This is a genomic window from Bacillota bacterium (assembly GCA_012842395.1).
Taxonomy (GTDB): Bacteria; Bacillota; SHA-98; order UBA4971; family UBA4971; genus UBA6256.
In genome coordinates this window covers 20,697-35,015 of record DUSX01000001.1, presented here as the reverse complement: position 1 = coordinate 35,015, position 14,319 = coordinate 20,697, and the positions used below count along the sequence as shown (strand labels likewise).

At 61.4% G+C, this 14,319-nt stretch carries 11 protein-coding genes; 7 read left to right on the top strand and 4 right to left on the bottom strand.

Annotation, left to right across the window (positions count from 1 at the left end; genetic code table 11):
- The first annotated feature begins 156 nt into the window (after window positions 1–156).
- The gene (locus GX515_00130) at window positions 157–1,185 is read left to right on the top strand and encodes an ATPase (protein HHY31418.1); all 1,029 of its coding nucleotides are present in this window, start codon (window positions 157–159) and stop codon (window positions 1,183–1,185) included.
- Window positions 1,185–2,336, top strand: a complete 1,152-nt coding sequence (locus GX515_00125) for an amidohydrolase (GenBank protein HHY31417.1) — start codon at window positions 1,185–1,187, stop codon at window positions 2,334–2,336. Before GX515_00130 ends, GX515_00125 begins: the two co-directional genes overlap by 1 nt.
- Window positions 2,337–2,548: 212 nt before the next feature.
- Here the strand turns inward: GX515_00125 and GX515_00120 are convergent, their stop codons facing one another.
- From GX515_00120 to GX515_00110, 3 genes are all read right to left on the bottom strand, one after another.
- Complete coding sequence (locus tag GX515_00120) at window positions 2,549–3,556, bottom strand: Gfo/Idh/MocA family oxidoreductase (GenBank protein ID HHY31416.1); 1,008 nt, start codon at window positions 3,554–3,556, stop codon at window positions 2,549–2,551.
- Between the two features lie 76 nt (window positions 3,557–3,632).
- Entirely contained in the window at window positions 3,633–4,508 is an 876-nt protein-coding gene (locus tag GX515_00115; protein HHY31415.1) for a sugar phosphate isomerase/epimerase, read from the bottom strand.
- 280 nt (window positions 4,509–4,788) lie between these two features.
- Window positions 4,789–5,952, bottom strand: coding sequence for an ROK family protein (locus GX515_00110; protein ID HHY31414.1), 1,164 nt, complete (start codon window positions 5,950–5,952; stop codon window positions 4,789–4,791).
- A gap of 442 nt (window positions 5,953–6,394) precedes the next feature.
- On the opposite strand from GX515_00110, the gene GX515_00105 reads away from it, so the two are divergent.
- The 4 genes from GX515_00105 to GX515_00090 all read left to right on the top strand — a co-directional run bounded on the left by GX515_00105 (window position 6,395) and on the right by GX515_00090 (window position 11,060).
- On the top strand, window positions 6,395–7,660 hold the full coding sequence (locus GX515_00105; GenBank protein HHY31413.1) for an extracellular solute-binding protein: 1,266 nt from the start codon (window positions 6,395–6,397) through the stop codon (window positions 7,658–7,660).
- Between the two features lie 203 nt (window positions 7,661–7,863).
- Window positions 7,864–8,784, top strand: coding sequence for a sugar ABC transporter permease (locus GX515_00100; GenBank protein HHY31412.1), 921 nt, complete (start codon window positions 7,864–7,866; stop codon window positions 8,782–8,784).
- Between the two features lie 137 nt (window positions 8,785–8,921).
- The gene (locus tag GX515_00095) at window positions 8,922–9,707 is read left to right on the top strand and encodes a carbohydrate ABC transporter permease (GenBank protein ID HHY31411.1); all 786 of its coding nucleotides are present in this window, start codon (window positions 8,922–8,924) and stop codon (window positions 9,705–9,707) included.
- A 405-nt stretch (window positions 9,708–10,112) separates the two neighbouring features.
- The gene (locus GX515_00090) at window positions 10,113–11,060 is read left to right on the top strand and encodes a CPBP family intramembrane metalloprotease (protein ID HHY31410.1); all 948 of its coding nucleotides are present in this window, start codon (window positions 10,113–10,115) and stop codon (window positions 11,058–11,060) included.
- A gap of 112 nt (window positions 11,061–11,172) precedes the next feature.
- On the opposite strand, the gene pgmB is transcribed toward GX515_00090, so the two are convergent.
- Window positions 11,173–11,880, bottom strand: coding sequence for a beta-phosphoglucomutase (gene pgmB / locus GX515_00085; GenBank protein HHY31409.1), 708 nt, complete (start codon window positions 11,878–11,880; stop codon window positions 11,173–11,175).
- Window positions 11,881–12,761: 881 nt separating this feature from the next.
- On the opposite strand from pgmB, the gene GX515_00080 reads away from it, so the two are divergent.
- Entirely contained in the window at window positions 12,762–14,030 is a 1,269-nt protein-coding gene (locus GX515_00080; protein ID HHY31408.1) for an ROK family protein, read from the top strand.
- Window positions 14,031–14,319: the final 289 nt, after the last annotated feature.

Sequence of the window (14,319 nt, the reverse complement as noted above, 5' to 3'; positions counted from 1 at the left end):
GGGTCCTAGCTAAGGCTACCGGTGTTACCCTCCGGGGACGGCGCGCTCGCAACGTGCCACCTTCTTCTGTGGTGTCACACCCGGGCGGATGTCGCACCTGGCACTTGGAGGGTATACCCCGAAGCGGAATGAATCGTGGGCATGGGGGCTGCAGATATGCGCTTTTTCCTTGGACTGGATGGCGGGGGCACGAAAACCGCGTGCGCGCTGTGCGATGAGGATGGTCTCATCGTCGGCTTTTCCGTTGGGGGGCCGTCAAATCATCTTTCACTTGCGCGCGGCGAGGAGGCTCTCCGAGAGGCCCTGAGGGACGTGGTGGAAGACGCTTTTTCGCGGGCGGGGATCGGGCGCCCGAGGCTAAGCGCGGCCTGTCTCGCGTTGGCGGGAGTCGGGCTTGACGGGCGGAGCCCGGTCGCCGCGAGGGTGGCATGCGAGGTTGTGCCGGCGGACGACATCGTGCTCGAAAACGATGCGGTTGCTGCGCTGGTCGGCGCCACCGCGAAAGACTGGGGAGTAGTCGTCATATCCGGGACGGGGAGCATTGCGGTGGGGATCGACCGCGAGGGGCGAAGGGCAAGAGCGGGAGGCTGGGGCTACCTCATAGGGGACGAGGGCAGCGGCTACGACATCGGAAGGAGGGGGCTCACAGCGGTTGCGAGGGCACACGACGGGCGGGGGAACTACACCATCCTCGTGGAGAAGGCGCTCGCCCACTATCGCCTGGACACGCTCGACGGACTCAGAAGCGTGCTGTATCGCTCTGAGACGAAGGCGAAGGACATCGCGTCTTTCGCGCCGCTTGTGGTCGCGGCAGCATGTGAAGGTGACGCTGCGTCGGTGGACATCCTCCAGACTGCTGGGAGGGAACTCGGCCTATCTGCCGTTGCCGTGGTGAAGGCGCTTGGATTGGAAGACGAGGAATTCGACGTGGCGCCCTGCGGGAGCGTCTTCAAGGCAGGCCAACTCGTGGTCGGTCCCTTTAGGTCTGAGCTACTCCGGGCAGCTCCGTCGGCGAGGATAGTGAGCCCACGCTTTCCGGCGGTGATAGGGGCCTTGATGATCGCGCTTCGGAGGTCCGGCCGCGTCGTGGACGGTGCGGTGCTGTCGAACATGGCAAGGGGCTGCCTCGAATGCGGGCTTCCAGTGGGGGATGTGGGGGAAGCGACGTGCGAGGGGAAGGACTAATGATGGACGAAAGCAGGATCCTCGAGGAGATCCGGGCATGCGAAAACGAGATCGTGAAAACGTATCGAACCCTCCACTCCATGCCCGAAGGGCCGTTCGAGGAGCACAAGACTTCCGCGTACATAGCCGACAGGCTTGTCGCTGCCGGCTTCCGGGTGGAGTCTGGCGTCGCGGAAACCGGTATCGTAGCTACACTGGGCCGACTCACGGAGCCCGTAGTCGCTTTGCGGGCTGACATGGATGCGCTGGAACACGAAGTCGACGGCAAGAAGGTTTTCATCCACTCGTGTGGCCACGACGCGCACTCGACGATGGTTCTGTGGGCGGGCGAAATCCTTGCCAGGTGCTATCCGCAAGCCCGGGAACACCTGAAACTTATATTCCAGCCCGCCGAGGAGACGGGGCTGGGGGCCAGAAGGATGGCTGAGGCCGGCGCGGTGGACGACGTGGCGGTGTTGCTGGGGATACACCTGCGGCCCGCGAGTGAGTGCCCCTTGGGCAAGGCAACCCCATGCCTCCAGCACTCGGCAAGCCTTACCGTTCGATACAAGGTGACGGGCAAGGCCGCTCACAGCGGGAGACCACACCTCGGCGTGAACGCGGCAGATGCTGTCGCGGCGTCGGTCCTCGCGGTCAACAGCGTCAAGCCAGACCCGCTGCTGTGCGCCACCGTAAACGTCGTGAGTCTCGAGGCAGGACTCGGCCCGGCGGGGATAATCCCGGAGTCTGGGACGATGGTCGTAAACATAAGGGCCGAGCATGACGGTGTAGCGTTCGAGCTGCTAAAGAGGGTAGACAGCGCTGTGCTGCACGCGGCCTCGGCTAGCGGAGCCGTGGCGGAGAAGGTATCAGTCAAACATACCCCTGGGGCTGCCTACGACCCGGGAACCGTGGCAGCGGTGAAGAGAGCGATCTCCAAGATCTTAGGCGAGCCCGGGGTGATCGATCGAATAACCACGCCCGGAGCTGAGGACTTCCATTCTTACAGGCAGTACAAGCCTCAACTCAAGACGGCCTACGTCGGCCTCGGGGCCGATCTCACCCCTGGTCTTCACGATCCCCGGTGTGAATTCAACCTGAAGGCTCTTGCACTCGGGGTGGCCGTGCTGGGACTATCAGTCATAGAGCTTGCGTGCGGGCCAGGAGCCTGATCCGCCGGAGTCTTGCGAGCAGCGTTCTGCGAAGACGAAAGAGGATGCCGGCGAACAAGCAGACCGTCGTGCCCTTTGGGACTCGGGAGGAGCTTTGCGACCTGATTGTCGGTACCCTGAAGCTTCGGCCATTTCGAGCCTACCTAGCTTCAGGGTACCGCGTGTTGCGTAGGTGCAACGGTCCGAGAACCACCTGTCTGCTCTGCGGGGCATTACATGCCCACTACATCACCAGTCTCCAGGGAACGGATGGCAGCAAGCACGATCTCTAGTGAGAGCCTTGCATCCGCCGGGGTTGTTGTCTCTGGTCGTCTGCCATCCTCGATGCACCGGAGGAAGTACGCGAGTTCCGCTTCATATGCGTCTTGCCGCGCCACGTCCGGACGGAGCACCGTGCCGTCCTTGCGGTACACCGTAAGCGTCTTTGCGGACCCTTCACGGGCTTCGATGTTGACGCCTGACCTCGACATGAACTCCGCCGTCCCGCTCTCGCAGACGGCCCGGAGCATCATTGTGAACGGGAAGCTCGGCGGGACGAGGAAGGTTGCCTCAGCGAACGCTGCGACGCCGCCTCCGTAATCCAGTGTGGTAAACACATGGTTCCAGCACCCATTCGCTGAGCGTCTTCCTCGGGCCACGACCGATTTGGGACGCCCAAGGAGCCACGCGATATAGTCGATGTCGTGGATGTGGAGGTCCGGGACCGCCCCTCCGCCGCGGCCGGGGTCCAGAAGCCATCCGTCCCACGAATACATCGGCTGTGTTCCGAGGCGCGCGGCCGCGAGTGCGACAGGCCGTCCCAGTTCACCCTGACGTATGAGATCCCGTATAGTGACGTACTCTGGCCAGAACCGGAGCGTGTGGCCCACCATGAACGCGACGTCCGCACGCTCGGCGGCCTCTATCATGGCGTCGGCCTCCTCGAGGTTCATAGCCATTGGTTTCTCGCAGAGCACGTGCTTTCCGGCTCGAGCCGCGGCGATCACGTGACGAGCGTGGAGGTAAGTGGGAAGACACACATCCACCATATCGATGTCTTGCCTATGCAGGACATCATCCGCGGTCGCGACCACCTCAGCGCCGAGCCCGTCTGCCACTTCCCTCGCGCGGCCGCTGTCGTGATCCGCCACCGCTACGACTTTCGCGTTGGGTATGTGTGCGAATGCTTTGGCATGGACCTTGCCGATGAAACCGCATCCCAGAATCCCAATCCGTACCAAGTTCAACCCTCCCTTGTATGCTTAGCATGTGGACCCAAAAGGGCTCCAGGTAGACCGCCACGAATCTCCGATACTTTCACTTTTCAGCGCGAGTCCGGTGCGAGGTCGCCGGGCCTTTGGCCATGATCCTGTCCAGGCTCGACGAGATGTCGTAGATCATCTTCTCGGCATAATAGCGGTACGGCGGCATGATCTCGGCAATGAGATAATCGTCGTACCCGACGTCCCTGAGCGCCGAGATGACTCCAGGCCAGTTGACATCGCCGCGGAGCAGGTCGGTGAACCCTTGGATGTTGCCGATCTCAAGCTTGAAGTCCTTCACGTGGACCTTGCGTATCCTTGGGCCGAGGATCCTGATCCAATGCTCCGGGTAGCCCGAAACGAGCACGTTCCCCACGTCCATGTAAGAGCCCACCCTTGGGTGGTTGACCTCGTCGATGAAGGCTCGCATTTCCAAGGGCGAGAGGAGGAACTTGTTCCAAACGTTCTCAACTGCAATAGTCACTCCCGCTCTCTCCGCGTGTCCCACCAGGCACAGCAGCGACTCCTTTGCTCGCAGGTACGCGGTCTCGTAATCAACGATCTCTGAACCTGGATCCCACGGCACGTTCACCGCGCCCGGGACGTACAAGATCGTATCCGCCCCGAGCAGCGAAGCGAATTCGAGTTGCTTTCTCGCTATCTCCTGCGCCTTCGAGCGGACGGACGGGTCCGAAGCCGTGGGCGAGTACTTCCAATAAAGCCCGGTGGCAAGCGACGGTATCTCGATCCCGGCCTGTCTCGCTGCCTGCGCGATTCTGGAGATGTCTTGGGTTGATGAGTCGAGAGAGAGCTCGCCCGTTTCCGAAAGACACAGTTCGATGCCGTCGAAACCCGCGGCGGACGCCAGTCTCACGCACTCTTCGACCGTGTACGAAGACGGAAAGGACCACTGGTTTATGCCCTTTTTCACCTCAAACCCTCCTAACTTTCGGAGAATCAAGCAGACTGTGCCCCGGTTTTGCTCGGATTCGGCGCGCGAGACAGCCGAATCCTCCGCACCCCGTCGTGCAAGCACCGGCAACCCTAGCGCCACCAAGACCGGATTCCGTCAACACGCCCCGGTCGGGTCGCCATCCCCGAGTCCCCATCCCCGAGTGGAGCACTAGGAGCCCGCGGCCTCGGAAAACGAGAGAACGCTGACGACCTCGTGCTCAGCCGCCCCAATTGTGCCGCGCCGTCGCGGGGCGCGGTCACAGGGTGCGAAGCAGCTCGCGCCAGACCAAGGCTGCCGCTCCTATCAGTCCTGCGTCCTGCCCGAAGCTAGCCATGGTTATCGTCACACTGTTGGCGGGTTCCGAGAGGGCACGACGCTTTGCCGTCTCGATGGCCGCATCAACGAATTCCTTATCTTCCTGCGTGATCTGGCCGCCGATGATTATGCGCTCGGGATTGAACAAGTTGATGAGGTTGGCTATGCCGACGCCCAGGTATTTCCCCGCTTCCCTCACTATCTCGCGGGCTCGAAGGTCGACTGCGCGCGCGGCGTCAAGCGTAGCCTCGCCCTCACCGGGGGAAACCCGGGAGGAGACCTTGCTGGCTATCGCCTCGAGGCTTGCGAGACCCTCCAGGCAGCCCTGATTCCCGCACCTGCAGGGAGTGCCGTTGCACTCTATGCTCGTGTGGCCGAGCTCGCCAGCCATACCGGTGGCACCCGTGTAGACTCGCCCGTCGACGAGGAGCCCCACGGCGATTCCTGTGCCCACCCACACGTAGATCAGGTTGTTGGCGTCTCTTGCGGTGCCGTACCATTGCTCGCCGAGGAGTGCCGAAGTCGTGTCCTTACCCACGAACACCGGGACTTCGAAGTGTCGCTGAAGGAGCGATTTGAGCGGGACCTGGTACCATCCGAGCCTCACGGATTTGACGATAGTCCCGGCCGCGTGATCGATGAGCCCTGGTGCGGTCACGCCTATCCCGACTATCGAAGCCCCGCCGACTTCGGGGCAGCCCATCATCTCCCGGATGGCGTCCACCATTCGCGTTATCATCAGGTCAACATCAGTCGCGATCTCCCTCTTGGACCGCCGCAGTACCTCGCCCTTCACGTTAGTCAAGGCGACCATGAGGTCCGTAGCGGCAAGGTCGACTGCGATCGCAAGACGCGAGGTCCGTTCGAGCTGCAATAGTCCCGGCTTTCGACCACCCGTCGACCGGCCGGACCCCACCTCCTCTACGAGGTGGTCCCTCTGGAGTTTGCCCACGATGTTTGCTATGGTCGCCGTTGTGAGCCCGGTGAGCCTTGCTAGTTCAGGGCGGGAGATCGGCTCATGGACACGAACGGCGTCCAGCACAAGACATCGGTTGCGCCTGCCGACCTCGATCGAGTTACCTCCGGGTGCTGGTGCAGAATTCATAGCCACCACTTTGCTAAGTGCTATGTTAAAGCGATTGACTAAGTCATCTGTTTGACGTTGGCGGCGGAATTCCTCCTGCCCTGGCACGGAAAAAGTACGTTCTCTCGCCATTCCGACGGGCAGCTCTGTGCGACCATCGCGGTCGTCGCGTGCGGTCTGGACGCGAACGACAGACCCATAAGTGTGACGGACTTGGCCGCAAAGCATGATGCCGAATCGGGCCCGCTAGAGGACTAGCCCGGTATGAAGGAAATCGGGTGAGCGGATTGCATAATAGGAGCGGTGTCTGCGGGCGACGCCCGTCTGGTTGCCCCCTTTGCCCCGTTTGGGCGCATGTAATTCGCGCACGCGGTTCGTAGGCGGGATGCGGATGGACACGGGGAGGGGCGTGTTCGGCGTTCGCAAAGACACCGTATGCGACATGGCGAGGAGGCGAAGACCCATGAGGACGTCGAGACTTCTAGTCGTATGTTTGGCGTGCGCGGTGTTTCTGACCATTCTCGTCAGTCCGGTCGCGGGAGCGGCCGAGAAGACGGAGCTCACGTTTTGGAGCTGGCGGACCGAGGACATCGATGCTTACGCCAAGTTCATCAGGGTGTTCCAGGCGAGCAACCCTGACATCAGCGTTAGGTTCACGGCCTTCAAAAACACGGAGTACAACACGATACTCGCCACCGCGCTTCAAGGTGGCACGGGCCCGGATATCGTGCAACTCCGGTCTTACGGTGGCATGGAAGCCCTCGCAAACGCGGGGTATCTCGTTCCACTGGACACCACCAGCGTCCCAGGACTGGCGAAGTTTCCGGAGGACCTTCTCAAGGGAGCCACGAACCGTCGCGACGGCAAGGTGTACGGGGTGCCATTCGCCATCCAGACGATTCAGGTGCTGTACAACAAGACCATCTTCGACAAGCTTGGGCTCAACGAGCCCGCGACCTGGGACGAGTTTCTGAAGCTCGGGGCGGCCCTGAAGCAACACGGGTACATCCCGCTTGCCAATGGCGGCAAGGACGGCTGGACCCTCGAGACTTTGTTCGGCGGGGTGGCGCCCAGTTTCTACGGGGGCAACGACTTTGCCGACGCCGTGATCGCGGGCCGCACCACGTTCAATGATCCGCGTTTCATATACTCCCTAAGGAAGATGCTCGAGCTGAGGCCGTACATGCCCCCGAACTTCATGGGCGTTGGGTATACGGACATGCAGATGATGTTCGCCCAAGAAATGGCGGCGATGATGGTAGCCGGTTCGTATGAGGTTGGCACGTTCGAGCGTCTCAACCCAAACATCAAAATAGGAGTGTTCCCGGTCCCGGGCGAGAAGGCGGGGGAGGGCGGGTACGTCGCGGTCTACGTCGACGGCTCCTACGGCATAAACGCCGCGTCCAAGCACAAGGAGCAGGCTTTGCGGTTCATCAATTTCCTCGCAAGCGTCGAGTTCGGCCAGATGTTCGCTGACGAACTCTCCCAACCGTCGGCGGTGCCGGGGGTGAAGCCGAAGCACCCGGTTCTGGCCGAGATGCTGGCTCTCGCGGACAAGAAATCAACCCCCCATCTCATGCTGGTGGGATTCAGGTTCGAGCAACCTAGCGGGTCGACGCTGCTTCAGACGACCCTGCAGGGGATGTTCTCAGACAAACTCACCCCGGAGCAGGTGGCTGAGGAGATTCAGAGCGGGCTCGCCAAATGGTACGGGCCGTTCCAGAAGTAGGCTGCGTAGGCTGCGAAGGATAAGGATCAGGACGGAGCGAACCTCCGGTGGGTAGGTGCCACCTGCCACCCGTGCCATCTGTGGGCGCGGCCGGCGGCGCACGGAGCGACGTGTCTTCTCCCCGGCCCGGCGGCGGCGCGCCGGCGCCGGGCCCCGGCTAGAGGATTCGCGGAACCGGAGGGCAGGCTTCTGGGGGAATCCGCATGCTGCAACGATTGTTTCGCCGCAGGACTCAGTGGCTCTTTCTGGCGCCGGCCCTGATAGTGTACACAGTCTTCATGGTGTACCCACTTTTGTCCTCGTTCGGTTACAGCTTCTTCGAATGGGACGGGTACATTAGAAAGGGCTTCGCGGGGTTGGCGAATTACCAGAAGGTCCTCTTTGAACGCCCGTACAGCGAGAGGCTCGTCGGAGCTCTCAAGCACAACGTGGTGTTCTTTACGCTCACCTTCACGATTCAGACCACTCTTGGCCTCTTCCTTGCCGTCATGCTGAACCGGGGCGGGAGGTTCCTCCGCGCGTGCCAGGTAGCCTATTTCGCCCCGTATACCCTGTCCTTAGTGGTAGTCGGGTTCCTGTGGCTGCTCCTCCTCAATCCCACCTGGGGGCAGGTCAACAAGATCCTCGCGGCCGCCGGCCTCGGCCGCTTCGCCCGACCGTGGCTTGGCGACATGGCGACGGCCCTTCCGGCGATAATCTTGGTGAACGCATGGAGATGGCTGGGGTTTCCGATAACCGTGTACCTGGCGGGGCTCAAAGGGATCCCCGAGGAGCTTCACGAGGCGGCTCGCGTCGACGGCGCCACGCCGTGGCAGGTGTTCAGGAACGTAACCCTTCCGCTCCTCGCGCCCACCATCGGCATGGTGAGCGTTCTGACGTTCATCTATGATTTCAACGCCTTCGAGCTGATCTTCGTTATGCAGGGCTCGAACGGAAGCCCATTCTACGCCACTGACGTGCTGGGCACATTCTTCTATCGCACCGCATTCGGCGACTCCACGACAGGTGGCGAAGTGGGCCAGGTAGGACTTGGCTCAGCCATCGCGGTGCTCATGTTCCTGCTCGTGTGCGCGGCCTCTGTCATAGGGGTCTCGCTCATGCGGCGGCAGGAGGTGCAAATGTGACCGTGAACGCGCCGACCGCAGCGGCGGACTCATCCAAAGCATCTAAAGCACCTAAAGCAGCTAAAGCATCCGGGACACCCAAACCGTTCAAAGCCTCCAAGGCGCAGGGGCTCGGGTTGTGGGCCTTGCACAGCTTCATGGGCCTGTACGCGCTCGTGGTGTCATACCCTCTCTTCCTCATGGTCATCACGGCGTTCAAGACAACCAGGGAGATCTTCTTTGCGCCCTTTGCGCTGCCGTCCAGGTGGAGCCTGGCCAACTTCGCCGTTGTGTGGCAACGGGCCGAATTCCCGGTCTACATGAAGAACAGCCTCCTGGTCACGGGCACGTCGGTTACGCTCATCGCATGCATTGCCTCTCTCGCTGCTTACGCGCTTGCCCGCTATCGATTCAGGGGGAACGCCGCTCTCTACGTCTACTTTCTGGTAGGGTTGATGGTGCCCATCCGCCTCGGTGTGCTCCCGCTTTTCCTGCTCATGAGGGATCTCGGCCTCCTGGACACCCATTGCTCGCTCGTGTTGACGTACGTGGCGAGCGGCATGCCGATGTCGGTCTTCATCCTCACCGGCTTTTTTCGCGCGCTCCCACAAGAGCTCGAGTTCGCCGCAAGGATCGATGGCTGCACGGAATTCCAGGTGTTTTACAGGGTCATGCTGCGCCTGGTGAGGCCCGCGCTTGCCACAGTGGTGCTGATCAATTTCGTTCCTCTGTGGAACGACTTCTTCTTCCCCCTGATTTTCCTGCGGAGCGACTCCTTGAAGACGATCCCCCTCGGGATGACGGTGTTCTTCGGGCAATACGAGACGGACTGGGGCGTGGTGTTCGCAGGCATGCTCCTCGCAAGCGTCCCGCTGCTGGTTCTTTACCTCCTCATGTCTCAGCAGTTCATCAAAGGGCTGACCGCGGGGGCGGTAAAGGGCTGAGGAGCGTGAAGGGCGCGGGAGAGAGTGAGAAAGGATGGGACGGCGCAAACAACCACCACGGCTACGGTGATCCAGGGAGGAGCCGGGCGGACGCGGCGAAGAACAGGAGGCAATTACGAATCGAAAGCAATTACCGGAAGCAACTAATAATGAAGGAACAGCGACAAATGCGGCGAACTCCCAGGAACGGATGCCCGGGCGCGAACACGCCCGGGCGACGCATGCGCAGGGCGCATGCGCAGGGCGCATGTGTCGGCGGACGAGGCTGGGCGGAGGGATGGCGAGGCGGACCGGCATGCGGGTGCAGCGGCCACGGCGCGAAACCTCCGGGCACGAGCTGGGACAGACCGGATGATAGGATGACAGATGGGGCCACGATGGAAGGACCGAGGGGGCGGTAGGGAGATGACTGGAGTGGCGCGCGACGGAGGGAGACTCGACACAAGGCGGATTGCGATCTACCTGGCGTTCTCGTTCGGGATAGCCTGGGCTGTCGCGCTCGTGATCTACCTCACGGGCGGTCTCTACAACAGCCCGCAGCTTATAACGGGCACCCCATTCACCCTTGCGGTGGTGCTTCTTTCGACTGGCTACATGTGGGCGCCAGCCGTCGCGCACATATTGACCCGTGCGCTCACGCGCGAGGGCTGGAAAGACACGTCTCTGATGCCCCACTTTAGGCGATCATGGCCCTACTGGGTAGCGGCGTGGGTGGGTCCGGGCGTCCTCACCTTGCTTGGGGCCGCTCTCTTTTTCGTGCTCTTTCCCGGTTACTTCGACCGATCCCTTTCCGCGGTCAAGGCGATTCTTCAAGAGGCTGAGAGCGTATCCGGGCACCCCGTGCCCCTCAGCCCCTGGGCCTTCGTGGTGATCCAGACGATTCAAGCGATAATCATAGCGCCTGTCATCAACGGTCTCTTCACGTTCGGTGAGGAGTTCGGCTGGCGCGCGTACCTGCAGCCCAAGCTGATGCCGCTCGGTGGCAGAAAGGCGCTCTTTCTCATGGGCCTCATCTGGGGTGTCTGGCACTGGCCCGTGATTGCGATGGGGCACAACTACGGTTTGAGCTACCGCGGCGCGCCCTGGCTCGGGATGCTGGCAATGGTGTGGTTTACCCTCGTGGTGGGGACGTTCCTGGGATGGTTGACGCTCCGCGCCGGGAACGTCTGGCCCGCCGTTATCGGACACGGCGCGATAAACGGGATAGCAGGAATCGGGGCGCTGTTTGCGAGAGGCAACTCGAACCCACTACTAGGACCCATGCCGGTCGGCGTCATCGCCTCCGTGCCCTGGGCGCTGGTAGCGCTTTGGATATTCCTGCGTCGGCGCGCCCTGAAGGAGCCCAAATTCTGAAAGCGGCCCGAGACCAGCGCCGATCCTATTCGAACGGGGCGCGCCGCAAGCGGGCCGGTTTCCTCCGCGATCCCGGCGAGGCGGGCGGCCGCGACTGCATCCCGCATCTGGCTTACCACGACTCGCGGTGGGCGTGACGCCGCGATGCAAGTTCGATGATCGCCGCCGGATCCAGCCCAGCGAACCCCGGGATCACGTGGTCTGCTTGGCAGAGAACGTCCGGCTTGCCTACCCCCACAGCGAACATCCCCGCTCTGTGGGCGGCCTCGATGCCGGCTTCTGCGTCCTCGAACACCACGCATCGGCGCGGGTCAGCGTCGAGTCGCGCGGCGGCCAGCAAGAAGACCTCGGGGTCGGGCTTGGCTTTGGACGCGGTGTTGCCGTCCACGACCGTGTCAAAGAGCGCTTCGATGCCGAGACCCTTGAGGATGATGGGCGCGTTCTTGCTGGCCGAAGCCAAGGCGGTTTTTACCCCCAGTCTTCTCAGGCCACAGATGAACTCGGAAGCCCCGGGCAAGATCTCCGAGGGCGAGAGCCTGCTTATGTATTCCACGTACCAGCGGTTCTTCTTCTCGGCTAGCTCGACTTTTTCCCTTTCGTCCAGAGTGAGACCGCCGATTTCAAGCAGGATTTCGAGAGACCTCATCCTGCTGACACCTTTGAGCCTCTCGTTGTCTTCGGGCGAGAAGTCGAATCCGAGCTCATTCGCGAGGCGCTTCCATGCCAGGTAGTGGTACTTCGCTGTGTCCACCACAACGCCATCCAGATCAAATATGGCTGCTTCAACCGTTGGAGCAGGGTTCGACGCCGACGCTGTCACAAGAGAGGACCTCCTCGGAAAGCTTTAGGACGCTCTGGCGAGGATGGCGCGGGCCCTCGGGAGCAGGCGCCGTCCCATCCCTGGAACTATGAATTCGCACACTACACCAAGCATTCCTGCACGGGCGTACCGAGAACGTCGAAGTTTCGGGCACCATCCGGGCGGTCCCGCGAGATGCTCAACGAACTCATGCATAAACGACAAACCTCGAAGTCATGAACGGCCAGGCCGAAATGTGGCCAACTACCGCTCCTGTCAGGCTTCAAGTGCTTGTCCTGGGCCCGTTGACGCGCATGAGTTCAGCTTTGAGCTTGCCGGTCTACACGTCTGTCGGTCTGCGGTGTAGGCAATGCCAGAGGGCCGATGGGCCGGAAGGCCTGAAGCAATGACGACGGTCCGCACATTCCCGAGCGGGCTACCAATGCTGTCTCTGGGCTCGGTATTCCCGAGGGCGCTTGGCGAGATTGGCCCCGTGTACGAGAGACCAAGTCTTACCACCCACTATGCAAACAGTCGCAATCCTGGGCTCCCAGGAACGTCGGGCGCGAGCTCATCGGCTCAAGACGGGTGCTGGGCAAGACAGGTAGGCTTGACAGCCGTTCAGGAGTCCTGTGAGCAATGGGCGGTTTTTCTCCGTGTTGCCGGAAAATCGCAAAAATGTATGGAGGGAAAGAAGGAATTGTGGGAGGGACAGCGAATTATGACAGCAGAAAGTTTGGGCATCGAACAAACTAATTAGGAAAGGAAAGATAAACACGGCGTTCGGTGAAGAAACAGGCCCCACAAGAGGGAATCAGGACCTTGTAAAGGAGCTCAACAAAGCGGTCATCCTCAACATAATATGGAGGCATGCGCCCATCTCACGGGCTGAGATCGCGCGGGTGTCGGGGTTGACCCGGGGCACGGTGTCGTCGCTGGTGGACGAGCTTATCCGCGACAGCTTGGTGAAGGAGATAGGCACTGGCACTTCGGCCATGGGCCGCAAGCCCATAATGCTGCAACTCAACGGCGGGGCTGGCGTAATCGTCGGGGTCGATCTCGGTGTCAATTACATTTTGATCATCCTTGCCGATCTGAGGGCGCAGGTGCTCGCTCGCAAGAGACTGAGCATCAGGCCGGACATGGGAGAGAAGCGGATCATTGAGGCGATGCTGGACGGGATCGCCGATATCGTGGTCTCAGCCCCAGCAACACCCCGTGGCCTTCTGGGTGTAGGTGTCGGCGTCCCTGGGCTAGTGGAAACGGGGCACGGCGTTCTCAAGTTCGCTCCAAACCTCAGGTGGAAAAACGTGCCCCTCAGAGACATACTGCAAGATCGGTTCGATGTCCCGGTGTATGTGGACAACGAGGCCAATGTGGGTGCGCTCGGCGAGAAATGGTTTGGGGCGGGCCAAGGGATACGCCACATGGTCTACCTGAGCGTAGGTATCGGCCTCGGAGCAGGGATAGTTCTGAACGGAGAGCTCTATCGTGGTGCCACGGGTTACGCGGGAGAGCTCGGACACTTCACCATTGACCCGGACGGGCCTGTTTGTGGTTGCGGGAACCGGGGCTGCTGGGAGACATTCGCGTCAGAGCTCGCCACGTTGCGCCGGGCCAGAGAAGCGGTGGAACGCGGCGAAGCAGCGATACTCCGGGAACTGCTTGAGACAAAGTGCCGCCAGGCTGGTACCCGAGATACTTCTGCTGCCACTGCGGGTGACTCTGGGTTCGGCGCGGACAGCGCTGGCGCAACCGGTGCCGAAGATGAAGCGGACATAGCGAGGCAATGTGCCACAGCGAACGACATCTCAGGAGACATGGGGGCCGTAAGCGCGTGGCTGTCTGTGAGCTTAGTGGTGGAAGCGTGCGAACGAGGCGATCCCGCAGCGCAGCGTGTGCTCAGGGAGACAGGACGGTATCTCGGAATAGGAATTGCAGGCCTGGTGAATGCGTTCAACCCTGAGGTTCTTATCATCGGAAACACTATCGGGCAGTGCGGTCGATGGGTACTCGACGAAGCCGCTAAGGAGATGCAGGCTCGGGGGCTGTCTCAGCTTGTTAGGGGTGTCAGGATTGTGCCTGCCATGCTTGGCTCCGATGCGTGCGCAATCGGGGGGGTATCGCTTGTTTTGAGCGACTTTCTTAGTTTGCCGAGGATAACGTTTTGAGCATATCGCCAAGAACTCGTGCTGCTTTTCGGCGGCAAGGTCATGCTGGTTGTCGGTGTTGCGCCCCGAGGACGGTGCACTTGCGGCACGCTTCGTTTGAATTCCACGCGAGAGACAGCCGGATTCTCCGCGCCCCGTCGTGCAAGCACCGGCAACCCCGCTGCCACCAAGAAGGAGACGAGAACTTGTAAAGCCATACTTGGGGAATGGCAGTGGACGTTGGGGAGGGGACGGCGCGTCGGCACGGGGTGGAGCCGGGCCACGTAGACCGCACAGTCCAAATCATGAA